At 43.4% G+C, this 24,508-nt stretch carries 16 protein-coding genes; 14 read left to right on the top strand and 2 right to left on the bottom strand.

Going from position 1 to position 24,508, the window contains the following annotated elements:
• The first annotated feature begins 185 nt into the window (after positions 1-185).
• The 3 genes from CYJ57_RS06680 to CYJ57_RS06670 all read left to right on the top strand — a co-directional run bounded on the left by CYJ57_RS06680 (position 186) and on the right by CYJ57_RS06670 (position 3,087).
• Positions 186-1,136: a DUF4349 domain-containing protein gene (locus CYJ57_RS06680; RefSeq protein ID WP_101954630.1), complete on the top strand. Its 951-nt coding sequence runs from the start codon at positions 186-188 to the stop codon at positions 1,134-1,136.
• Between the two features lie 111 nt (positions 1,137-1,247).
• On the top strand, positions 1,248-1,685 hold the full coding sequence (locus tag CYJ57_RS06675) for a Rib/alpha-like domain-containing protein (RefSeq protein ID WP_101954629.1): 438 nt from the start codon (positions 1,248-1,250) through the stop codon (positions 1,683-1,685).
• Between the two features lie 232 nt (positions 1,686-1,917).
• Entirely contained in the window at positions 1,918-3,087 is a 1,170-nt protein-coding gene (locus CYJ57_RS06670; protein ID WP_101954628.1) for a DUF6930 domain-containing protein, read from the top strand.
• 1,031 nt (positions 3,088-4,118) lie between these two features.
• On the opposite strand, the gene CYJ57_RS06665 is transcribed toward CYJ57_RS06670, so the two are convergent.
• Positions 4,119-4,661 carry an ECF transporter S component gene (locus CYJ57_RS06665; RefSeq protein WP_101954627.1) on the bottom strand — a complete coding sequence of 181 codons (543 nt, stop codon included), beginning with the start codon at positions 4,659-4,661 and terminating at the stop codon, positions 4,119-4,121.
• Positions 4,662-4,800: 139 nt separating this feature from the next.
• Here CYJ57_RS06665 and CYJ57_RS06660 point away from each other — a divergent pair, with 139 nt between their 5' ends.
• Positions 4,801-5,778, top strand: a complete 978-nt coding sequence (locus tag CYJ57_RS06660; RefSeq protein WP_101954626.1) for a DMT family transporter — start codon at positions 4,801-4,803, stop codon at positions 5,776-5,778.
• Positions 5,779-5,851: 73 nt separating this feature from the next.
• Here CYJ57_RS06660 and CYJ57_RS06655 read toward each other — a convergent pair whose 3' ends face one another.
• Positions 5,852-8,554 (bottom strand): cation-translocating P-type ATPase, encoded by a 2,703-nt coding sequence (locus CYJ57_RS06655; RefSeq protein ID WP_101954625.1) that lies wholly within the window; start codon positions 8,552-8,554, stop codon positions 5,852-5,854.
• A 413-nt stretch (positions 8,555-8,967) separates the two neighbouring features.
• Here CYJ57_RS06655 and CYJ57_RS06650 point away from each other — a divergent pair, with 413 nt between their 5' ends.
• From CYJ57_RS06650 to CYJ57_RS06605, 10 genes are all read left to right on the top strand, one after another.
• A complete protein-coding gene (locus CYJ57_RS06650; protein ID WP_006702009.1) occupies positions 8,968-9,738 on the top strand; it encodes a class A sortase in 771 nt (256 codons plus the stop codon).
• A 337-nt stretch (positions 9,739-10,075) separates the two neighbouring features.
• The gene (locus tag CYJ57_RS06645) at positions 10,076-10,549 is read left to right on the top strand and encodes a hypothetical protein (protein ID WP_101954624.1); all 474 of its coding nucleotides are present in this window, start codon (positions 10,076-10,078) and stop codon (positions 10,547-10,549) included.
• A gap of 415 nt (positions 10,550-10,964) precedes the next feature.
• Complete coding sequence (locus CYJ57_RS06640; protein ID WP_143826749.1) at positions 10,965-14,012, top strand: carboxypeptidase-like regulatory domain-containing protein; 3,048 nt, start codon at positions 10,965-10,967, stop codon at positions 14,010-14,012.
• 288 nt (positions 14,013-14,300) lie between these two features.
• Positions 14,301-15,155 (top strand): HAD family hydrolase, encoded by an 855-nt coding sequence (locus tag CYJ57_RS06635; protein WP_180764432.1) that lies wholly within the window; start codon positions 14,301-14,303, stop codon positions 15,153-15,155.
• The gene (locus CYJ57_RS06630) at positions 15,148-15,504 is read left to right on the top strand and encodes a hypothetical protein (protein ID WP_101954621.1); all 357 of its coding nucleotides are present in this window, start codon (positions 15,148-15,150) and stop codon (positions 15,502-15,504) included. Before CYJ57_RS06635 ends, CYJ57_RS06630 begins: the two co-directional genes overlap by 8 nt.
• Positions 15,505-15,532: 28 nt before the next feature.
• The gene (locus CYJ57_RS06625) at positions 15,533-16,690 is read left to right on the top strand and encodes a hypothetical protein (RefSeq protein WP_101954620.1); all 1,158 of its coding nucleotides are present in this window, start codon (positions 15,533-15,535) and stop codon (positions 16,688-16,690) included.
• Between the two features lie 2 nt (positions 16,691-16,692).
• Complete coding sequence (locus tag CYJ57_RS06620) at positions 16,693-17,886, top strand: class I SAM-dependent rRNA methyltransferase (RefSeq protein ID WP_101954619.1); 1,194 nt, start codon at positions 16,693-16,695, stop codon at positions 17,884-17,886.
• Positions 17,887-17,901: 15 nt separating this feature from the next.
• Complete coding sequence (locus CYJ57_RS06615) at positions 17,902-18,603, top strand: ABC transporter ATP-binding protein (protein WP_101954618.1); 702 nt, start codon at positions 17,902-17,904, stop codon at positions 18,601-18,603.
• Between the two features lie 47 nt (positions 18,604-18,650).
• A complete protein-coding gene (locus CYJ57_RS06610) occupies positions 18,651-22,181 on the top strand; it encodes an FtsX-like permease family protein (protein WP_101954617.1) in 3,531 nt (1,176 codons plus the stop codon).
• 81 nt (positions 22,182-22,262) lie between these two features.
• The gene (locus CYJ57_RS06605) at positions 22,263-24,344 is read left to right on the top strand and encodes a serine hydrolase (RefSeq protein WP_101954616.1); all 2,082 of its coding nucleotides are present in this window, start codon (positions 22,263-22,265) and stop codon (positions 24,342-24,344) included.
• The last annotated feature ends 164 nt before the right edge of the window (positions 24,345-24,508 follow it).

Raw genomic sequence — 24,508 nt, 5'->3', positions numbered from 1 at the left:
TGGGTATGTTTTTAGTGGTTAAAAACATTGTACCGTAAAAGGGCTGTTACATGGCCTTTTAACTTTTACACAATTATATGGACTTTATCTGAAAATATAAACACCGCTATAATTGAAGGTATTTGTTAGAACAATTAAGACAAGGAAGGAGCATTTTCCTAGACTGCTAGGATAAGAACAAGCCAATGAAAAAGAAAAAATTATTTGGATTAGCCGCTTTAATACTCGTGTTAGCAGGGTGTGATGGCACCTTACCGTATACTTCTACTAATACTTCTTATAATAATACAGTCAAACAGTCTTCTGAGTCTGCAAGTGATTATTATTCTGAGAGTCAACATGTTAGTTATGATGCTTATGGGACGTTAGAAACAAAAAATTATGATAAAGATGCTGAAAGTGTGATGAAATTAATTACCGATAATGGCGGTATGATTCAATCACAGGATTCAAATCATGCGACTAACTATTATACCGACTTTGTTGGGACGGAGTTGTCCGTGGTCGCAAAGATTCCAAAAGATAATTTTGAAACAGTCGTGCAAGCTTTGAAAGAGAATTACCATGTTCAATCATTTAATATTTCAAGTCGTGATGTGACGGATGATATTGAAAATACTGGGGAAGCCCTTGAAGTTAAAAAATCCCGTTTAGATGAAATTAATAAGAAATTAGAAGACGATAATTTACGCTTTAGTGAACGTGAAGCGTTAGAAGCGGATAAAATTGTTTTAGAGGATGAAATTCGTGCATTAGAAGAACAACAAACTCAACAAACAGAATCAGTAGATTTTAGTACGCTGACGTTATCGTTACGCGAAGTGGATTACTTTACTTCTGAAGGGTTACCTTTCTGGTTACCATTTGCGAGAGTCTTCAAAAGCTTCTTCTTTATCTTAGCTTGGGGACTATTAATTGGTTTAGTAGTTGCATTATCGATTACCCCATTTATTTTTGTCGCTTCTTTAGCCTATCTCTTAATCCGCAAACATCAATATAAAATGTTCCATAAATTAAAAAATAAAATGGGTATTGATCAAGCGTTTAATTCAAAAGAAGGATCCGTTAAAGTAGACCGCAACAACAATATTTTATTAGATGGTGAACAATCAACCGTTGAGAAACCGAAAGAATAGTGAGAGAGTAGGCAATACAATGGCAAAATTTGCCCCAAATGGACAGACCGTAGCAGAAGTCATTGAAAACTTACCATCGGAACAGAAGATAACGTCACAGTTAAAGTAACTGTGAAGGATAAATCGGACAACGAGAAATATGAGCCTCAAGCCAAACCGATCGCCAAAGAATACGGTGGAACGACGACTGACAATGATATCAAGGGAGCAGTAACCGTACCTGATTACCCAGCAGATGCTGATAAGCAACCCGAAATCAAAGTAGATGTTCCAACCCAACTACCAGATGGAAATACCCCAGGTGAATACGAAGTCGATGTAACCGTAACTTATCCAGACGGATCGATTGATACGATTCCATGGAACAAACTTGTCTTCCATCGTGATGATGAAGGAGCAGCTGAAAACGATAAACCAGCTGAAGAAGCTGCTGATAAAGATTCTAAAGGAACTGAAGAAACTTCATCTACTGCGAAATCATCTTCAGGTCAACTACCTGAAACAGGGGAAGTGGATGCAACAGCAATCTTCGGTGCCGCAGCACCTTAAGTCTTAGCAGGTCTAGGATTAGTTGCGATACGTCGTGAAGACGAAGAAGCATAATTATTCATCATAGATGATAAGTAAGTTTAGATTCTTGTCTGTTAGAATCTAAGATACAAAGACCCAAGCAAACGCTAGGGTCTTTTGTTTTGCATCTCAATAGAACCGTTATTATTGCTCTAAAGTTCACTTTAATTTTATGAGGAATGGTATAATTAATTGGAAGAGGAGTGAGAATATGATCGAAGATAAATTACTTACTATTAGCTACAAATTCCGACAGAGTAAACTATGGGAGTATTGGCAACCAGGACAAGTTTTTGTATTGGATTTGCCAGGGGGAGACTCTGCGGTCGTTCGTCTAGATGTGTTGATGAGTGATGATTATCGAGTGTTGATTTTTAAAGATATGGAAGCTTACCAAGCGTATTTGTTAGGTGAAGTGGCGGATGATGAGGCTAAGTCATTTCAATATTTGGAGGTGGCTTTAGCGAATGATTATGTCGTTTTAACCTTCCAAAATAAAAGTGAATTGATGGCGGAAGAAGTGAGTCGTGTTCAAGAATATAAACGCGAGCATGAACTGGTGCTCGGTGGGGCGCACTCATTTCCGAGGTGGCGACATTATGCGCCGTACCGTGAGCCGTGGAGCTTAGATGAAACGGTGGATCAAGCTTGGCTAGTGGCTGTGTTGGAAGCATTGCTTAAGGTGTCTGCATTGTTACAGGATGCAGCGTCACTGGATTGGACAGAGCGACCTGCGCGGTCGGACCGGTTGGAGTTTAAGGCAATGACGCGGTCGCTGGAAAATACGGAACCAGCTTTGCACGATATTTTAGTCGGTGGGGTGTTGGCGGATGATGAAGCGGCGCAAGGCTTGCGCAGTCGGATGGCAGTCCGTGCCGAGTGGCAGTCGTGTGACGGTGACTACGATATTTCCGTGATGTTGTTAGAAGAAGCAGCGGAGATTGAAGAGAGTGGGTTGGCTGATTTTGGAGGTGGGGAAGTTCCGGAGATGGAAGTTGATCATGAGCGACTGCGAGCGTTGCGTGAGTGTCAAACTACCGTGCGTTTGGAGTGCGACTTGATTGCCCTGCCACTTCTTGTTAAGACGGCGGAAAACGCACCGGGGTACTACCCATGGATGGTGGTCGCTGCAGATCAACGGAGCGGTAACACTTTCGCAACAAGTCTGGTGGATTCGATGGAATCCGCTTTGGCTGCTTTTATTGATAAGTGCCAGGAAGAAGACTTGCGACCGCTGAACTTGGTTGTGCGCAATCGTCGTGCGCAGTATGTGTTGCAACCATTGGCAGACGAGTTAAACATCTCAAACAAGATCAAAGCAACTCCGCTGCTCGATACGTTTGAACAGAGCTTATACGAGGAAATGGTATTGAACAAGTAATAATCGGTTGAATAGGCAGTGAGAGGCAGGCTTCAGCTTGCCTTTTTTATTTAGGGTCAGGTTGGTTTGCTAGATTGAGTAGCCGAGGTGGAACTGTATGGCAGGGAACGCCATCTGAGGTGTGGTGAGTTGGAGTTGTTGAGTGCAGAACTCCATCTGAGTGTGGTGAGTTGGAGTTGTTGGGTGCAGAACTCCATCTGAGTGTGTTGAGTTGGAGTTGTTGAGTGCGGAACTCCATCTGAGATGTGGTGAGTTGGAGTTGTGGGTGCGGAACTCCATCTGGGTGGGGTTGAGATGAAGTTGTTTGGCAGGGAACGCCATCTGAGGTGTGGTGAGTTGGAGTTGTTGAGTGCAGAACTCCATCTGAGTGTGGTGAGTTGGAGTTTTTGGGTGCAGAACTCCATCTGAGTGTGTTGAGTTGGAGTTGTTGAGTGCAGAATGCCATCTGAGGTGTGTTGGGTTGGAGTTGTGGGTGCGGAACTCCATCTGCGTCGGATTGAGGTGAAGTTGTTTTAGATTTTGCTCATCTGAGTCAGTTGAGTTGGACAAAGTAACTAAGTTTGTTCATCTGAGTCTGTTGAGTTGAACAAAGTAACTAAGTTTGCTCATCTGAGTCTGTTGAGTTGGGCAAAGTAACGGGATTTGTTCAACTGAGGCTGTTGAGCTGAACAAACCAGCGAAGTTCGTTTTCTGTTTGTGGGAACTCATAAACAGAAACTCCGTCCGTTTTTCAGTTAGTGGCGACTCATAAACAGAAACTCCATCCGTTTTTCAGTTAGTGGCGACTCATAAACAGAAACTCCATCCGTTTTTCTGTTTGTGGCGGCTCATAAACAGAAACTCTGCTTGTTTTTCGTGTAATGGAGTCCCATAAACAGAAAGTTCGTTGAGTTTTCGTTTAATGGAATTCCATAAACAGAAACCACAGGTCGACTGGGCAGGTTGACTGAGAGAGTGGAGTGCTGAGATAAAGGTTTCTCAGCACTCTCCAAGGCTGCATCAAAAAAAGCTACCGAAGGGCAGCTACAATCCTATTTTTGTCGTAATAGTATGCGGGATAAGATGGGTTCGAGTATAAAGTAAAAGGCGATGTTGCCGCCGGCATGCATCAGGTCGAAGGGGATGCCGCGGAGGTAGTATGGCCAGAAGGCGACGACACCAAATATCTTGACCATAAAGATCGAAATAATAAAGCCGTAAAGCAAGCCAGTGAAGCCAGCGTATACGGCGATGGCAATGCGGTTCACCATGACGTTGGGTCTGTAAAAAGGGCGGACAAACCAGCCGGTCAACAGCGAGATGATTACATAGCTGGCAATTTGAGCGAGGGTCCACGGTCCCATGCCAAGCAAAATATTGGATAACAAAATTGAAAGAACGGCGACAAGCATGCCGTCGACGGTTCCCATTGTGAGAGTGATAATTAAGATAATGGCGCTGACCGGCTGCACGTTGGGAATCACAGCGAGTGCAAGGCGACCTACCACGGCGAGTGCACTTAAGATGCCTACCCGAGAGATGCGGTAGGCGAGTGATAGCCCATGGTTTGAGTTAGATTGATGCGGCAAGCTCATAGAATCGCTCCTTTCGATATCTCATAGTGTACCACGAACACCGTTAAAATAATACTCCTCAACCTTGCGAAAAAGTGCTATGATAAGAATGCAAAAAGCGTTTCCAACGCAAGTGTAAAATTTCAAAGGAGATGACGAGTTGGCGAAGCGAGTTCGTGGGATATTAGCGTTATTGGTGATGGCGACCATTTGGGGCGGCGCGTTTGTTGTGCAGAAAGTTGGGTCAGATTATTTACCGCCGTTTGCCTTTAATATGATGCGAGCGGGCATTGGGGCGGTGGCGCTTGGCTTAGTGATGTTGGTGATGCAGCGGAGCAAAGACGCAGAGCGACCGGCTGGTGCTGACATAGGTCACGTTACACCTGAAACAACCATCATTCGCACACAAAATTCGACTTATTGGCGCGATGCGCTAGTGGGTGGGCTTGTGGCCGGCACCGTGTTGACATGCGGGATGGCATTTCTTCAAATTGGTATTATGTACACCACCGCATCAAAGGGTGGCTTTATTACTGCACTGTACATCGTTCTCGTGCCACTCGGTGGGCTACTAATGGGACGTCGCGTTACCCGGAATCAATGGCTGGCCGTGATTCTCGGGACAGTGGGACTTTATTTACTATCATTTCCAGGGAATGGCAACTTCCAAATCGGATATGGCGACTTGATTACTTTGCTCGGTGCATTAAGTTACGCCATCCATATTTATGTCATTGACTATTATAGCCAAAAAGTGGATTCTACCTTGCTTTCCTGGATGCAAATTGCAGTGTCAGCGATACTTTCCGGAATTATTATGCTACTTTTTGAAAATCCAGATTGGTCACTATTGCCATATGCCATCAAGCCGCTACTCTATGTCGGTGTGATGTCAACGGCGATTGGCTTTACTTGTCAAGTTTATGGGCAAAAGTATACCGACCCAACGACGGCGAGTTTGATTATGAGTTTAGAGTCGGTGTTCGCATTACTCTTCGGTATACTGTTCTTAGCAGAGCGATTAAGCATGCGCGAATTTGTTGGAGCAGCCATTATGTTCACGGCAATTATTCTCTCGCAAGTTCGGATCAAGCGGCGTGCTGCGAGTCAGGGTCAAGTATCGCCTACAAAATCATAACAAACACCACATAAAAAACGCTCAATTTGAGGATCACCTCATTTTGAGCGCCTTTTGTCTTTACTTTGAAGAATTATTCAGCGTGAGTTTTTTGGTATTTGTCAGCCAGTCCGGTAACTCGGAAAATCCATTTGGCAATTTCAACAATGACGATGATTGAGGCAGATGCGACAATACAGATCATCCACTGACCGAAGTTCGGTGGCGTAACATCAAAGAATTGACTAATACCAGGAATTAAGATAACCCCTAGAAGTAGGGCACCTGATAGGATAAAGGCTCCGTTCAAGTAACGGTTGTCGAATGGATTTCCACGGAAGAGTGATCCAAAGACAGACTTCACGTTAAATGAGTGGAATAATTGAATCAATCCTAAGGTAATGAAAGCCATTGATTCAGCTAAATTTGTTTCGAGTCCGGTATAGTATTTTGCATACCAGAAAACACCTAAGGTGAGGGCAGACTCAGCAACCCCTTGATATAAAATACTTGGTAACACGCCGAAGCTTAAGAATGAATCTTCCTTCGTTCGCGGTGCATGATTCATGGTATCCGGTTCGGCTTTCTCCATTCCGAGTGCAATCGCAGGGAAGACGTCGGTCACTAAGTTAATCCATAAAATATGCACCGGCTCTAAGATGGACCAACCAAATAGGGTGGCAAAGAATAGCGTTAAAACTTCTCCTAAGTTAGCAGAGAGTAAGAACTGAACGGCTTTTTGAATATTGGCGAAAACTTTACGACCTTCTTCAACCGCTACAACAATGGTTTCGAAGTTGTCGTCAGCTAGCACCATATCGGAAGCACCTTTGGAAACTTCGGTTCCGGTAATTCCCATTCCGACACCGATTGAAGCTTGCTTCAAGGAAGGGGCGTCGTTAACGCCGTCACCGGTCATGGAGATGGTCTTACCATTGGCTTGCCATGCACGAATGATACGAACTTTATGTTCCGGAGAAACGCGGGCATATACAGAAAGTTCTGGGACGCGCGCTTTTAATTCTTCATCACTAAGTTGATCGAGTTCAGCTCCACTAATGACGTGGCGTTCGTTATTGCTGCTACCTTCGTTCGGGTCTAAAATTCCTAGGCGTTCGGCAATCGCTTGGGCAGTGGTAGCGTGGTCCCCGGTAATCATAATGGTACGGATTCCTGCGCCTTTCGCAGTTGCAATCGCTGCGGCAGCTTCTTCACGCTCAGGGTCAATCATCCCCACTAATCCAGCAAAAATTAGATCTTGCTCAACGGCTTCGATCGTTGCTTCAGGAAGTGTGTCAGTGTAGCGGTACGCACCTGCTAAGACACGCAAGGCAGCGCGAGCCATTTTTTGGTTTTCTTCAAGAATTGTTTGGCGGTCTTGTTCAGTTATTTCGCGAAAGCCGTCAGCCGTTAAGATATAGCGACAGCGTTGAATCACTTGGTCAGGTGCACCCTTAACTGCAACGTAATATTGTCCTTCATCTTCATTGACTTGATGAATGGTTGACATCATTTTACGGCTAGAGTCAAATGGTACTTCTAAGACGCGAGGTTGTGCTTCGAGTAGGGCAGGGATATCAATGGAATGTTCTAAAGCCAATTGGTACATGGCTGTTTCAGTCGGATCACCTAAGAGTTCCCCAGAAGCATCAATTTTCGAATCGTTCGCTAGTAAGATTGAACGCATCAATGGTTGTTCTGCAGTCAAGTCTTCATGAGCTGAACGAACTTTTCCTTCATAGTAGACTTGTTCAATCGTCATTTTGTTAACAGTTAATGTCCCAGTCTTATCTGACGCAATAATTTGGGTACTCCCTAACGTTTCGACAGCTGGAAGTGTCCGGACCAGAGCGTTACGTTTCGCCATCGATGAGGTCCCTTGTGATAAGATAATCGTTGAAATGGCTGGCAGTCCTTCTGGAATTGCGGCGACAGCCAATGAAATTGAAATAAGTAACATATGGATAAAGCCGAAGTCTTGTACGGTCACTCCGACGATAAAGGTAACAATCGCGATAAGGATAATGGATAGGGTAAGCGTCTTACCTAATTTCTCTTGGTCGCGTTGGAGTGGTGTTAACTCGGTTTCCGTTGTTGACAACATCTTCGCAATGTAGCCAACTTCGGTATTCATTCCCGTACCGGTGACAATTCCGACACCACGACCGTAGGTCACGTTAGTACTTGAGAACGCCATATTCGAACGGTCACCAATTCCAACGTCTGGGTCGGTTAAGGTCTCAACATGCTTTTCAACGGGGACTGACTCACCGGTCAGGGAAGCTTCTTCAATCTTTAATGAGTTGGTTTCCACTAAACGTAAGTCTGCTGGAACGACGTCGCCCGCTTCGAGAATTACAATATCCCCTGGGACGAGTTCAGTGGATTTGACAGATGTGACATGGCCGTTACGCTTAACATTTGCGTTGGGTGAGGCCATCTCACGTAACGAATTAATCGCATTTTCCGCTTGTTGCTCTTGGAAGACGCCCATCACCGCATTTAAGATTACGACAATTAAAATAATGACCGCATCGGCCACGCCTTCGCCTTCCATAATACCGACAACGGCTGAAAGGGCAGCGGCAATCAACAGTACGACAATCATAAAATCTTTAAATTGATCGAGGAATTTTTGCCATAAAGTACGACTTTCCTCTTCGACAATTTCATTATGTCCGTAATGTTCGAGTCTTGACTGAGCTTGTTTGCTAGTCAAACCAGATTGAACATTCGTCTCGAATTGTTCGGTAATTTCCTCTATCGTTGAATGATAAGGTTGTTTAGTTTGTGCCATAATAGCCCCTTTTCTTTTTAGATATTATTTCAGTAAAAATATAAAAACTTATACTCTGACTGAAATTGCGTCAAAGCATAAGTCTCACTAATTAAGTCAGTACCAGCATATAGTTCTTCTATATACTTATCGTTGTTGATACAGACGAGGCAACCTCAAGTTACTCCCTTATGATATTAACTTGGCTACATTATAGCGTGATTCCGTGAAATGAGCAAGTTATTAAGTTTTTTTAAATTTATGAATTTTCTGTAAAGAAAGTTTGTAAAATGATTAAATAAAAAGCGTAAAGATAGCACTTCTGGGGTTATCGTGATATGATAACATTCGAGTTAGTACAGCTTGAAATGTTCGGTCATTAATTCATAATTGACTTACTCTAACAAAGTATCAAATTAATAAGGAGAGACGACATGAGTCAAAAATATAAAAGTCGTGCAGAAATTCATAATTCATCGAGACGTAGCCGCAAAAAACCACGTAAGAAAAGAGGGTTCCGTCGATTTTTAAATTTTGTAGGAATATTACTGATTTTAACTGGTGTTGGGCTATTGTTGCTGGATCCAATTAAGAATCATTTCATCCGCGAGCGGACCAATATGAACACGGTCGCGAACGTATCGCGTGATGATATCGTGCGAAATAACGGCGCGAACGTAAGTTTTGATTGGACCAATATTAGTGCACTCGATGCCCGTCAAGTCTTGATGAGTAATGTCAACCCAGAAGATTTACCGGTCATTGGTGGAGTGGCAATGCCTGAGTTGGGCATGAACCTACCAATTTATAAAGGGGCTTCGCAAGAAGGGATGTTCTACGGTGCAGGCACTTTATATCCTGAACAAGAGATGGGTAAATCCAACTACTCGATTGCAAGTCACCATTCAATTCACAAGGACTTACTTTTCGCACCATTACTTCACGCAGAGTATGGACAGAAAATTTATCTAACGGATCTTGAAAAAATATATGAGTACGAAGTGACAAATATTGAGACGGTCAGCCCTGATCGCGTCGACGTCACTTATCCAACCGAAGTGCCAACCATTACAATGATTACTTGTGATTCCGGACTAGTAAACCGCGTCATCGTCCAGGGTACGCTAAAAGAAACGTATACGATTAACGACGCTCCTAAAGAATCGTTGGATGCCTTCAAGATTAAGCAAACCGTCCCTGAATAAAATTAAATAGAGCTATTTGAGCCCGCCGGTGTGCAAACATCGACGGGTTTTTTTGTATGGTAATGGCAGTCCACAGCGGTCGGAACGTCATCCGGGATGGTTGAGGTGAAGTTGTTGCGATCGGAACTCCATCTGGGAGGGGCTGAGCTGGAGTTGTTGGGTGCAGAACTCCATCTGGGGGTTGTTGAGCTGGAGTTGTTGGGTTCAGAACTCCATCTGGGGGTGCTGAGCTGGAGTTGTTGGGTGCAGAACTCCATCTGAGAGTGGTTGAGTTGGAGTTGTGTGGCGCGTGCGGGTAAGGATGGAGTGACGTTTGCACCGTTAACTCCATCTGAGAGTGGTTGAGCTGGAGTTGTTTGAGCCGGAACTCCACCTGGGCGTGGTTGAGCTGGAGTTGTTGGGTTTAGAACTCCATCTGAGAGTGGTTGAGTTGGAGTTGTTGAGTGCAGAACTTCATCTGAGAGCGGCTGAGCTGGAGTTGTTGGGTTTAGAACTCCATCTGAGAGTGGTTGAGTTGGAGTTGTTGAGACTGGAACTCCATCTGAGAGCGGCTGAGCTGGAGTTGTTGGGTGCAGAACTCCATCTGAGAGTGGTTGAGCTGGAGTTGTTGGGTGCAGAACTTCATCTGGGGGTTGTTGAGCTGGAGTTGTTTGAGCCGGAACTCCACCTGGGCGTGGCTGAGCTGGAGTTGTTTGAGCCGGAACTCCATCTGAGAGCGGTTGAGCTGGAGTTGTTTGAGCCGGAACTCCATCTGAGAGTGGTTGAGTTGGAGTTGTTTGAGACGGAACTCCATCTGGGAGTGTTGGGGTGAAGTTTGTGCAGACTTTGTCCACCTCACAGCGTCGAGCTGCACAATCCTTCTGACTTTGTTCACCTCCCGTCATTGAGTTGACTAATTTCGTTGACTTTGTCCACCTCCCGTCATTGAGTTGAACAATTTCGCTGACTTTGTTCATCTCCCTTCATCGAGCTGCACAATCCTTCTGACTTTGTTCACCTCCCTTCATCGAGCTGAACAAATCCACCAACTTTGTCCCCTCCACCCCTTTATGTCAAACTTACTGTCAAATCAAATTTCACTCCACCACCTCCTCCACCGAGAAATATGAATTTTCTATGAAAATTGGAACGAAAGATTGTATTCTTTGTGAGTTTATGCCCTGATCAGCGATTAGCAGGCAGGCCTGTGTTATAATAAAGTCAAATTAAAGAAGGGGGTCGCAATGATGAATTTCAAGAAATGGATACAAACTGCGATAGTGTGGATTTTAGGATTAAGTTGCAGCTTAAGTTGGATGTTGCCAATGGCGGACGCACAGGAATCCTTAATCCAATTAACGGTCAACTTATTCCAAGTTGAAAATGGAGATCAACTTCAGAAAATTTCAGATTTTAATTATGACTTAATTTATTATCCTGAAGGTGGCGAGGCTCAAGTTGTAGCGGAGCATCGTGTGGGCCAAGAGAATACAGGCTACGCGCTCAATCCGGGGCAATACAAATTACGACTCTATGACGATACTAACTTTGTGCGTGGTGAGTCGCGTTATCAACTTGGGCGATTAGAGATCACTAATCCGGAGCCAAATCAGAGAGAATATGTACGTGCTGAATCCGATCCAATCTTGAATGATTTTGGAGATGGGACTCAAGTCTATGACCAAACCTTTGAATTAAAAATAGGAGACAACTTGTTTGATGCGGCGACAGGTCACTACAGAGCACGACTTAATGCGTTTATCACCGATGGATTAGACGAATCGCAAGCCCTGTTAGATGGGTTCGAGCAAGATCGCTCAGCATTCCAAGAAGTCGAACAATCCGAATCGACCGATTCAATTGAAGAAACAGAAACCGTGATTGAAGAAAACCCAACACCCGCGGAGTATTTAACACGGATCCAAGTGGTTGATGAGCAAGGTGTACCACTTTCTAATTTATATTTATCCGTTCAAAATGAGGAGTTCTCTGAACGATATGACTTAATTACGGACCAAAATGGGGAAGCTCAAATTGATGCGCTCCCTGCAGGAACTTATCAATATCTTTTTGATTTGCCCGAAGAATTTAAGCAAGAAATGGCCAGCGGAACATTCACTATTGAAGACACTGAGTCCGGTGCGGGTGAAGTCATTGTTCCTATCCATTTAGAACGAAATGAAGCGGATCAAAATCTTAAGGGACACTTAGTCTATCGAGTGGTAGATGCCGAGGGTCAACCGTTAGCGGAAGTCCCAGTCCAAATTGGCGAAACAGACTACGTAACGGATGGCAACGGTGAAATTGTGATCAATTTACTGCCAGTGGGCGATTATTCAGTGAGCGTAACTCCTCCAGCTGAATATCAAGTAGAACAACTCGATGAAACACTTCATGTCGAAGCGGATATGACAGCGGAAGGGCAAGCCACATTAACGCCTGTAGCGACAAGCGAAGAAACAACAGAAACAACAACCGTAGAGACAACCACCGAAGAGGAGCCTGTTGGAACCATTCGGGTAACGGTCTTATCGCCAGATCAAGCACCCGTTGAAGGGGCGATATTTGAACTGGGCGAAGGTGGACCGCAAGCGACGACGGATGCTGCAGGGCAACTCGTATTTGAACAAGTTACGCCAGGAGATTATGCGCTTCGAGCGGTTCAACTCCCAGAAGAATATCAGTTAACAACGGATATTATCGTTTCAGTTGCTGCACAACAAGAATCTGTGACAGAAGTCCAACTAACCAAAAAAGTTGAACTTGCAACGGTGACAGTTCAAATTCGTGACCAAGATGGCAACCCAGTCACTCCGTCAAGCCTCGTCTTCAATGATCGAGAATATCAATCGAATGTCAATGGGGATGTCATAATGTTAGAAATCGAAGCGGGTCGCAGTTATGCATACCATGTAGCATCTGCACCTGAAGGGTATGATATCGCTGAAGCGAAAGGTGAAATTGAAGTAGAGCCGGGTGAAAATGACCCAGTCGTAGCTACGGTTCAACGTTTGGAACGACCTGGAGAAGTGAAACTTCGAGTAATGGATCAACATCAACAACCTGTTGAAGGTGTTACCGTGAAATTAGACGACGAGATTCAAACAACAGATAGCCAAGGCGAGGTCGTATTTAAAGATGTGAGTGTAGGTGACCATCAATTATCTGTGGTAGAAGTGCCAGCTGGGTATGAGAGCGCATCTTCTGAGATTGAATTGATCAACGTGCATGACCAAGAAGTTATCGAGCGTGAACTGACGATCCAAGCTAAACCGAAAGTCGGATCGGCTCAGTGGCAATTCAGAAATAATGAAGGTACAGCGTTAGCCGATGTTGTTATCGAAGTGGCGGATAAACAGTATACGAGTGATGCTGCTGGAACAATTCAAGTGGAGCAACTCCCAGTTGGGGAAAATCCATATAAGATTGTTCAGTTACCGGAAGGCTATCAACTCGTTCAACGTGAAGGTAAAGTGACGGTACAAGCGGATCAAATGGCTCAAGTCGTGATTCAGCTCGATCGTGAAGCGACGACCACCACAACCGTCGAACCAACGACGACCACTACAACCACCACGACCGTCGAACCGACTACGACCACTACAACCACCACGGTTGAACCAACGACAACAACCACAACTGCAGAGCCAACAACAACTACAACCGCAGAACCAACGACGACCACTACTCACGAGACAACCGTTCAAACAACCCAAGCCATCGGTTCTACTACAACGGTAGCGCCTGAGGAGCAGTCAAGTATTGAGCACCAAGTCTCATTAGCGACGAAGCAATTTGTCCATGATGGAACGGGTGTGACAGTAAAAGTTCATCCAGATGATGCGAAAAATATCGTTCGTCTCGATGTTCAAAAAGTTCAACCCGCAGGACCGTTTGCCGGTTATGATGCGGACGTCTATGAAATTAAATTGCTGAACCGCAATAATCAAACAGTAAACTTGGAACATCTAGCACAAATTTGGTTACCAACACGCTCTGTGCATCAACGTCTTCAATTAGCGCGCAATGAGAATGGGCAATTAATGAGCTTAATGTTCAACTTAAATAATGGACGTGCTGTCGTTGCCACCCAAAAGATGGGTACTTACGGTATTATCTATGGGGCTCAAGCTGCGACGACCGCCGAAGAAACAACAAAAGGCAATGGCCTTCCAGGAACCGGTGAGTCTAGCGCACGCATTTGGATGATTCTCGGACTAGTGATTGTTGCTTTCGGTAGCAAAATCTTAATTAAACCAAATCGTTCTGAAGAATACGAAAATATAGAAGAATAAAACAAAACAATGTAGTCAATAAAATAATGTTTTATCTCGCATTGAGCAACTGTTCAGTGCGAGATTTTTTTATTTCATCGAATCACTTATTCTTATCAAAATCAAAGCGATTTCAAATAGAACCTCCTTCAAAGATCCAAGAGCCTTCCGTGATTAAGAGTGGAGATTGTGGTAAAATAAGACCAGAATGAGAAGCAAGATGAGTGAACTTCAATCACTGGCTAACATTGCTTTAAAACAGGGATGGACCCTATTTAAATGGACCATCAATTAGATAAGGAGCAAATCATGAAGAAATTAATTGCGGTAGATTTAGATGAAACGTTGTTAAGGAGGGATAAGACGTATGATCGCGAGCGATTCCTCCAAATTAACGAGCGGCTGAATGATCGTGGCGATATGTTATGTGTTGCGACAGGCAACAGTTATCACAAATTGTCGGATTATTTCAACCTCCATGATATTCATGACCTCTATCTTGCCTGTGATAACGGAACGATTTTATTAAAAGGGGACGAAGTCATCTATCAACATGGTCTTGACTATCCACTGGTGCGTCAACTCGTTGAAGACTTGAGTCAAAATCCGAAGTTGCATCCGGTCCTCAGCAATGGATTCCATTCGTACTTTACCTATACGACACAAGATGCACTCGATTATATCAAGCGCTACAATAATGACTTAACTGTCCTTGAACGCCACCATGAAATTCCGGACAAAAACTTTTTAAATGTTTCAATATATAGCGAGCTCTCATTTGAGGAGAATAAAGGTCTCATTCAACGAATTATGGACCAATACCCGAATGTGAGTGCAGTGACGAGTGGGGATGCTTGGATGGATATTTATGTGGCAGACGGTGGTAAAGGCACGGCGATTCGCTATTTACAAGACAAATACCAAATCAAAAAAGAAAATACGATGGCCTTTGGCGATAGTTTGAACGATATGAGTATGATGCAAGCGGTGGGTTACTCCATCGCAATGGAAAATGCGGACCCTGAATTAAAGCGTCACTGTCGTTATCAAGTCGGATCTAATGAGGAGCAAAGTGTCCTTTCAACAATCGAACGGTACTTGTCTGAAGGAGACTTGGATTTTATGCAAGAATATAAACTCAATTCGGAGGTAACGCATGGCTAAATCATCAAAACGTCATTTACGCCGACCATCGAAGTCCACGGGGCATGATACTACGGATTACGAACGTATTGATATTTATTTGATTCCAAAGGAACAGGCTGGTTTGTACCGTGTCTTGCGCGAAGCGGTGATTCAAGAAGTGACGGAGTGGATGGAACAGGAGAGTCAACTAACGCAAGTAGAGACGGGGCACGATGAGATTGAAGGAGCCTATATTCAAGCGTTATACAATGGCGAAGTGCGCCGTTATTACTTTAGCCCAACCAATATTTCCCAAGCTCAAAAGGCTCGTGATAAGCATCAACTGCCTTTGTATTTGGAACGAGAAATTTTGGGGGCGAATACTTAGCAGTTAGCCTTAGAGAGAAGGTGTTACTATGAAATTAATAAACCGTCATACAATGAAGTGTTTTAAGCGATGGGGGACGCTAATTTTACTCATAATAAGTCTTCTGAGTGGCCACTTTGTACAAAGTGTATCGGCCAATATGTATGAGCAAAACGTAACAACGACGCAACCGTCTCATCTCGCAGCTTGGGATCAAATGCTTGAGGTGATTGATCAGCTAGAACGTTATCAAATTCGTATTCGCATTGTGAATTTAGATCAGAGCGAAGAAGTGGCGAGTGGCAAAATTATCGGTGACCGTGAGACTGGGGATTTGCGTTTGCAATTCAATGTGTATCCAACCGAAGCAGAAGAACACGGATTTCAATATGACCTAATTAGTTATCGTAACTTTGATATTGCTTTCTCAAATTTATTTGAAGTTTTAGAGTCAACGAGATTTTTTGACGCGACGTATTACCAATCATCAAAATACGAATTATTATCGAATTATTTAAATCACTATGTTGAAGTGGATACGGAGACATTCTCAAAGCGCAATATGGCTCAAGACACGTTAACGTCATTTCTTTTCTTGCCAGAACGGGAGACCCTTCAAAATTTAACTGAAGAACAAGTTTATGAGATTCATTCGGCCTATCAAGTTGCTTTAGAACGGACAGAAATTCCTAATAATTGGCAACGTTTCGATGATTATATGTATTTGAAACATGAATTTCATCTTGATGTCAATGAAAGTTTAAATCCTTATAAAAGTTATGACGCTTCGTTGACGAATCGATTAAACATTTCCACCAACAATAATCAACTGCAACTTTCCCTGGACTATTCAACCCGAGTGACACGCGATTTATTGAATTTAAGTCGAATTTATTCACCGAATGATTATCAGATGAACCGTGAGTTAAATACCCAAGAAGTGACTGGGCGTTTAACGGCAGTAAAAATCCGTTATAATCCAGCATCACCTTATTATGAAATTGAGTTGCACGGACTGAAGGATGACTACCAATTCAATATTTTTAATCAATCAACAGCTGATTATGTAGCAGAACGCTATATGTGGCAATTTACACTATTGCCGACGGAAGAGGAAATTCCGTCACTCCATCAGTTGAATCGTCTTTCTGAAGCTGAATTCAATTATTTAATTGCATCGATATTACCGATAAAGGAACGAGAATAACTATGAAAATCAAACTAAAGCGGGCGGCAGGACAACGGATTCGCCAAGGGGAATGCTTGATTCAAACACAAGATATTCAATCTCCTGAGGTGGAGTTACTTAAAGAAGGCGAAAGCTATCCTGTCTATCACGGGGACGGAGCATTTTTAGGGCATGTGTTAATTGGACGACAACATAAAGGCTTAGGTTGGCTGTATTCACGCCAGCCGCAGCAAGTATGGCGAGAGTCATACGTTAAAGATGCAATACAAGGTGCCTTAGAGCACCGCCAACCTTTAATGCACAGTGACTCGACCAATGCATTTCGTCTCTTTAATGCCATTGGTGATGGAATTGGTGGAATCACGGTTGATTGGTATAACGGATATGGCTTAATTAATTATTATGCCGAAGGATTGTATCAATACCGTGATTGGTTCCAAGCAGCTTTGATTGAAAGTATTCCGACCTTGCAAGGGTTATATGAGACTAGGCGTTTTAAGGCGACGTCTGAAGGCATGGCTGAGAATAACCAACATGTCTATGGCCAAGTAGCGCCAAGTCCACATCCAATTAAAGAAAATCAAGTTAACTATGGGGTTTATCTCGGAGAAGATTGGATGACGGGCATCTTCTTAGACCAACGCCATGTTAGACAATTCGTCAAAGACCAAGCGGCTGGACGGCGTGTATTAAATCTATTCAGTTATACGGCGGCTTTTTCAGTCGCAGCGGCGGTAGGTGGTGCGTCATCCACGGTGAGTGTCGATGTGGCAAAGCGAAGTATGGACCGATCGATGGAACAATTTGAACTCAATGGCATCGAAGTCGACTTCGATCAACACCAAATTCGGGTAATGGATGTCTTTGACTATGTAAAATACGCACTACGCCATCAACTTAAATTTGATCTGATTATTTGTGATCCGCCAAGTTTTGCTCGGACCAAAAAGACGATGTGGCGTGTGGAAGAAGATTATGCTGCTTTGGCAGAAGATTTATTTAAGTTACTTAATCCAGGCGGCATCTTAATTACAGCAACCAATTCGGCACAATATTCGGCAGAAGATTTTAAAGCAATGTTACAGGAAGTGGTCAAAACGATTGATGGTGAAGCATACTTATTAACACAATTTGGGCTTGAAGCGGACTATCCAACGAGTCCAGACCCTGAAAGTCAGTATTTGAAAGTATTAGCGTATTACCGTGAGTGGTAATAGAGGAGGCAGTGTATGGCTTATATTCAACTAAATAACGTTGTCAAAGAATATCGTACGGGTGAAGTGGTGACTCGGGCGAATGATGGTGTGACGTTTGAGATTGAAGAGGGGGAGTTTGCGGTTATTTTAGGCCCTTCGGGTGCAGGGAAATCGACTACTTTGAATATTTTAGGTGGAATGGACAAGCCCACTTCAGGCGAAGTGATTGTGGCTGGAGAAGATATAAGTCATTATACGAATCGCGAGCTGACACGGTTTCGCCGCAATCAGATTGGCTTTGTCTTCCAAAATTATAATTTGGTGCCGAATTTAACGGCCAAGGAAAATGTTGATTTAGCGATTCAAATCTCGAATAGTCATGCAAAGAGCTTAGAAGTACTCAATCAATGCGGTTTGTTAGATCGCAAAGATAACTTCCCAGCGCAATTATCAGGTGGGGAGCAACAACGAGTTTCCATTGCTCGCGCGATTGCCAGTCGTCCTCAGTTGTTATTAGCCGATGAACCGACCGGTGCTTTAGATGCTGAGACGGGACGGACGATTTTAAAATTATTAAAGCAAATCTGTCACGATAACCATACAACGGTGGTCGTCATTACGCACAACGCGACGATTGCCAAGATGGCCGACCGAGTCATTCATATTAAAAATGGAAAAGTCAGTGAAGAAACGATTAACGTGGATCCGCTTGATGTCGATGAAATCGAGTGGTAATCCGTGGGAATCATTGATTATTTTAACGGGTTGAAGGGAGTGAGAGGATGAATTCGACAGTATGGAAAGATAATTTGCGTGAGATTCGGCGTTCATTCTCACGCTTCTTATCAATTTTTGCAATTATTACGTTAGGTGTCTCTTTCTTCGTCGGTGTGCGTGCAGCGGGACCGGCGATGATTAAGATTGCTCAAACAACTTATGAGCGAGGCAATCTTCCGGCAGGCTATGTTGTATCTACATACGGTTTGAACGAAGATGACCGTGATCTATTGCGTCAAGTGGATGAATTAGAATGGGCATGGACGAAGACAGCCCAAGCTAATCTAACGGAGACCCAACAGCGAGCAGAGTTGTTTACCCATCGACGGGATGAACCGCAGATGTTTGAAATTACTCAAGGACGGATGGTTGAAAATTCGGATGAAGTCGTCCTTGATCAGCGGATTGTCGATCATTTGATTGAAGAAGGGGTTCCAGCTGCTTTGGGTGATTGGGTGGAGTTCGATCCACCCCTTCAAGAACAGTTTGAATTAATACAAAGACGCTACAAAATTGTAGGCTATGCGAATTCCTCCTTATATATGGAGCGGATTCGCCGGCGCAATAACACTTATGGTTTTGCGGTATTGATGGATGATGCGATTCAAAGTGATCTCTATACCGAAGGCTATTATTGGGTTAAGGATGCGGAGACATTGCCTTATACCGAAGAAGATGACCAATTGCAATCCACTATCAAAGCGCAATTAGAGTCCTTACTCAAAGATCAACCCGACAAACGTCACCAATCGCTAATTGATGAAGCAGAGTCTGAACTTCAGTCGGGTGAAGACGATTTAGAAGAAGGGCGAGAAACTTTGCGTGATGCACAGCGCCAATTAGACGAAGCGGCGGATGAACTCGCAGCAGGGCAAGCCAAACTTGATGAAGGAAAAGAACAGATTGCTGCTAATTTAGAGAAATGGCGCAATTCTCAAGGGGAAATTGCATCCGGTGAATCAGCGATTCAAGAAGGATGGCAAGAACTAGCTGACGCGCGAAAACAGTTAGATGATTCACGGCGTCAATTGGATGAGGCACAAGCAGCTTATGATCAAGGTAGTGAAGAATTATCAGACCGGGTCGTTCAAGCACGTTCGGAAATTGCTGCCAAACAAGCTGAATTAGATCAAGGTCGTGATCAGTTAGCCCAAACCTACGAAACATTGAGCGAAGGGCAAGCAGAGCTCGATTCGGGTGAAGCGCAGTGGATAGAAGGCCGTAATCAACTGTATGGGGCAATTCAGCAGGCAGCCCAAGGTCAAATACCGGGCGAGATGATTGAAGGGTTGTTGGCAGGACAGATTGATATTTATCAGTTTGAACAACTTGACCCAGCGACCGCGAGTCAGTTAGATAGTGCCATTCAAACACTCTTGGCTCAAGGCCAAGAATTAGCAACCCAAAGGGCGCAACTTGAAGCAGGATGGCAACAATACCATGATGGACTCGAGCAACTTGAAGCAGGTCAAGCCGAACTCGATGCGGGTCAACGCCAAATTGAGGAAGAAGAGGCTGCTGGTTTAGCACAATTAGAGCAAGCCGCGCAAGAAATTCAAGACGGTGAAGCAAAGTTATCCCAAGGTGAACAAGAGTATCAAGCAGGGTTAAATACATTAAATCAACGCCAAGGTGAGTTAGAATCAGGGCGTCAGCAACTCAATGACGCCGCGGCTCAACTGGATGCAGCCCAGCAGACATTGAACGAAAAAGAAGCGACACTTCAAGAGGGTCAGCGCGAATTAGAAAGTAAGCGGCAAGAATATGAAGATTCGCTACCCGAAGCCGAAGCAGACTTAAAAGAAGCTGAAGAAAAATTGGCGGAAGGTCGAGCTGACTTAAAGGATCTAATCGATTCAGATGGCCCGGCTTATCATATTGGAGGGCGCAATGACTTCTTATCGTATCGAACGATTGAAGATAATGCTCATCAATTACATGTGATTAGTAATATTTTCCCGTTATTCTTCACTTTGGTAGCTGTGCTAGTAACTTATACGACCATTAAACGAATGACCAATGAGCAGCGTAATTATATGGGAACCATGAAACAGTTAGGATACCCTGATATGACCATTATTAATAAATTTACGACTTATTCAGGGTTAGCAGGTGTCCTAGCTGTTATAGCGGGTACGTTGATTGGCTATGCAGTGTTCCCACAAGTGATTTTAAGAGTTTACAATATTATGTATTATTTAGAACCACTCGTCGTTCCGGTTCAATGGAATTGGGTGTTGATTGCAGCGGTGGCCGCTTTATTAACGGCGCTACTACCAGCGATTTTAAATGGTCGCAAAATGTTACAAGGCGCGCCATCGAATTTACTCATTCCAGAGGCACCCCCAGCAGGTAAGCGTACTTTGATTGAACGGGTAGACTGGATTTGGTCGCGCTTTGGTTTCTATCAACAGATGACGATTCGTAATCTCTTACGTTATAAAGGGCGTAACTTAATGACGATTGTGGGGATTGCTGGTTGTACGATGTTAATTTTAACGGGTTATGGTATTAGTGATACGATTAATGGATTAGTCGTTGATCAATTTGATCGAGTCCAAAAATACGATGCAATTGTGGTAACGCCGGATTCAGACGATTCGTCCATCATTCAAGAACGTGCGGATAAATTTCGTGCAATTTCGGGAGTGCAACAAGTCTTACCGATTTATCAAGAAGGGGTGGATGTGCAACTGCCGAATAATCAAGTTGATAAAGCCAACTTAATGGTATTAGGCGGAACAGAGGAGGAAATCCAACCTTTTATCGCAACCGTAGACCGGCAAAGTCAACAATCCTTCTTAGCACGAGGACCGATGATTACGGAACGCTTAGCGGAAAGATTAGACTATCACGGCGATGGGGATGTTGAATTTATCGATTCGGATTATCAACACCTTACATTGCATCATCCAACGATTGCGATGAACTATGCGCAACACTATCTCTATTTATTACCCGAGCAGTACCAACAATTGACGGGAACCGCACCATCGACGAATGCCTACTTACTGTTATATGAAGCAAATGCCGATGGATCTGAGATTGAATCGATCCTTTCAGATGATTCAGATGTATTGAACTTTATCGATATGGGTCAGTCGATTCAAGGTGTTACGGATGCGATGTGGAGTTTAGATTTAATTACCATTGTCCTTATTGTTTCAGCAGCGAGCTTATCCTTTATCGTCTTATATAACTTGACTAACATCAATGTGAGTGAGCGGCTGCGTGAGTTATCTACCATCAAAGTGTTAGGTTTCTATGATTATGAAGTTAGCCGATATATTTTTAACGAAGTATTAATTCTTACATTGCTTGGAAGTTTGATGGGACTTGGTTTAGGAACGCTCTTAACTCATTTTATTATGAAAACCATGCAGACGAACGACTTGCTGTTCTATCCACAAATTCATTGGACCAGTTATGTTTATTCTTTTGTTCTATCCTTTATTTTTGCTACCATTGTGATGGTCGTAATGCACTTTAAGTTAAAACAAGTCGATATGGTCGAAGCGTTGAAAGCCGTTGATTAAGCACAAAATGAATAAATCATGACAGACGTATTTGAAATATGATATGATAAGTAAATAGAAGATATATCTGGAGGTATACATATGAAATGTCCTAATTGTGGCAGATTAATCCGAAGTAAAACTCAATGTGCCTTTTGCGGGTGCAAATTTGATTCAAAAGAGCTTGAAGAATTTAACAAACGATCAGAGGAAGAGACGTACGTGCCACCGCATCGCTCGGTGACCGATGAGTATGGGCCTGCTGAAGATCAAGAAGATCTCGATGTTTATGAGGAAGAAGAATTTATTTATACGATGCCTCATTTAGAAAGTGATCGTCCAGCTTCGACTGAAGATCATGATGCAACATTGGTTGGCTTTAACTTCGATCGTGAAAATACAACGTTTGATGAGGAACGATATGAAGATGAAGTTCCAGTAGAAGATGATTTAGCAGGATTTGGCGACTCGCGTTATGACGAGGAAGCAGATTCGTCTACTTATACACCTTATCCAACGGAAGATGTCGCTTATTATGAAGAAAAACCGCGTCCACGTCGTGGCGGCTTCGGTTCGATTTTATGGAATCTGATTAAGTTAATTCTTGCGGTTGCAATTATTTTCTTATTATTCCTCTTTGGACCAGATATTTATGGTAAAGTAATGGAATTTTTCCGTCCAGAAACGAGTCAAGTCAGTGAACCACCGGTAACCGATGATACGGAAGTGACCGGTGAAGAATCAGAGGAGAATTCCGTTGATGAAGCAACGACTTCGACCGACGAGACCTCTACCGATGAAACGACGGAAGAAACGTCAGTCGCAGAAACAACCGTTGCTTCGAATGGTCTTGGTTTAACAGACTCAGAAGTTAAAACCGATGCTTATCCGATGATTGAAGTTGCGATGACGGTAGACGGTGATTTATCTGAGTTGAACGGTGAAGACTTATCGGTCAGTTTAGACCGCGATGGGGAAGTAACCCAATTCAATGAAGGTTATTCATTGATTCGCGAAGGAGACCAATTAATTTTCCGATTTACCGATCCGCAAAGCAACTCCTTTGAACGTTCAGCGGTTCCATCAAAATTAATGGTTAAATCAGACCGTTATGATTTAGACGAGACAATTCCGTTCGAGATTCCAGCAAGTACGTTGGATCCACAGTTAGCTACTGATTTAGAAGATATTTTAAATGAAACTGTTGCTCGCGATGCAGATGTCTCAGCCGTTATTTACAAGCCAGGTGAAACAACACCATTTGTTTATCAAGATAAAGCTAAAGAAGCAGGCTCAATGATTAGCTGGTTTGTTCTAGCGCGTGTCTATGACCAAATTGATCAAGGTGAGATTCAGTTATCAGACGTCGTAACGATTGACGAGCAACTTGTAGGTCAAAATGATGGTGGCGAGCTCGCTGTAAATGGTGTTGGTCTTGAGTATACGGTAGAAGACTTAGTATATGAAGTGATTGCTAACCGTGATGTGACAGCGATGAATCATTTAATTGATTTAACAGGGGGTCCAGATGATTTCAGTTACTGGTTAAATGAATCAGGATACTTCAATACGCGTCTCGTTGAAATGATTAATTTAGATGAAGAAGGCCATACGCGTGGTGCAATGACGTCAGCACAAGATATTGCGACATTATTACATCGCTTAGCGAACAATGAACTTGTTTCTGAAGAATTAGATCAACAATTTAAAGAAGCATTATTAGATTCTCCAGTAACGGATAAATTCCCTTACGATACGTTAGCAGCGGCATTACGTCGTTACGAATTATCAACGGGTGATGATAATGAGTTTGAACAACATTATGCGGGTATTATTGAGACTGAGTCGGGAGATTACATTATATCGATTTTAGCAACAAACTACCAAGATGCTTATGAAACAGTTCAATCCATTGCTTTGGCGGTGAATGATCTCGTCGAAACAAGCTTGACAGGAACACGTCCAGAGGCACAAGAAGTTACGGAAGCAGAAGAAGTGGTTGAAGTCACAGAAGCTGAAGTGGCAGCCCCAGTTGAAACAACTGCTGAAACAGGTTCCCAATATATTTATGGACCTGACGAAGATGGCGATGGTCGTCCTGATTCTTATCAAAATGAATCCGGCGTCTACGTTCCAATTCGCTGGTTCCAAGGAGAAGATGGCAACTGGTATTTTATCGACTAATCAGTTAATTTAAATAACGCCGTTCTATTGAAAAATAGAACGGTGTTTTTTAAGTGCGCCCAGCATGGGCGTTAACTTGGCGGTTCAAGTCCGCTACAGGCTTTGCAGTAGGAACTGTTAGCTAAGGGCAAGGGTGTCCGTCGTGAGGCGGAATCTGAAGGAAG

This window comes from Falseniella ignava, from assembly GCF_002847645.1.
Taxonomy (GTDB): Bacteria; Bacillota; Bacilli; order Lactobacillales; family Aerococcaceae; genus Falseniella; species Falseniella ignava.
This window is presented reverse-complemented; position numbering and strand designations above follow the sequence as displayed.

Excerpts from the sequence above, each read along its gene's own strand:
- CYJ57_RS06680 (WP_101954630.1), top strand. The coding sequence starts at position 186 with ATGAAAAAGAAAAAATTATTTGGATTAGCCGCTTTAATACTCGTGTTA.
- CYJ57_RS06670 (WP_101954628.1), top strand. The coding sequence starts at position 1,918 with ATGATCGAAGATAAATTACTTACTATTAGCTACAAATTCCGACAGAGT.
- CYJ57_RS06665 (WP_101954627.1), bottom strand. The coding sequence starts at position 4,661 with ATGAGCTTGCCGCATCAATCTAACTCAAACCATGGGCTATCACTCGCC.
- CYJ57_RS06655 (WP_101954625.1), bottom strand. The coding sequence starts at position 8,554 with ATGGCACAAACTAAACAACCTTATCATTCAACGATAGAGGAAATTACC.
- CYJ57_RS06650 (WP_006702009.1), top strand. The coding sequence starts at position 8,968 with ATGAGTCAAAAATATAAAAGTCGTGCAGAAATTCATAATTCATCGAGA.
- CYJ57_RS06640 (WP_143826749.1), top strand. The coding sequence starts at position 10,965 with ATGAATTTCAAGAAATGGATACAAACTGCGATAGTGTGGATTTTAGGA.
- CYJ57_RS06635 (WP_180764432.1), top strand. The coding sequence starts at position 14,301 with ATGAAGAAATTAATTGCGGTAGATTTAGATGAAACGTTGTTAAGGAGG.
- CYJ57_RS06630 (WP_101954621.1), top strand. The coding sequence starts at position 15,148 with ATGGCTAAATCATCAAAACGTCATTTACGCCGACCATCGAAGTCCACG.
- CYJ57_RS06625 (WP_101954620.1), top strand. The coding sequence starts at position 15,533 with ATGAAATTAATAAACCGTCATACAATGAAGTGTTTTAAGCGATGGGGG.
- CYJ57_RS06620 (WP_101954619.1), top strand. The coding sequence starts at position 16,693 with ATGAAAATCAAACTAAAGCGGGCGGCAGGACAACGGATTCGCCAAGGG.
- CYJ57_RS06615 (WP_101954618.1), top strand. The coding sequence starts at position 17,902 with ATGGCTTATATTCAACTAAATAACGTTGTCAAAGAATATCGTACGGGT.
- CYJ57_RS06610 (WP_101954617.1), top strand. The coding sequence starts at position 18,651 with ATGAATTCGACAGTATGGAAAGATAATTTGCGTGAGATTCGGCGTTCA.
- CYJ57_RS06605 (WP_101954616.1), top strand. The coding sequence starts at position 22,263 with ATGAAATGTCCTAATTGTGGCAGATTAATCCGAAGTAAAACTCAATGT.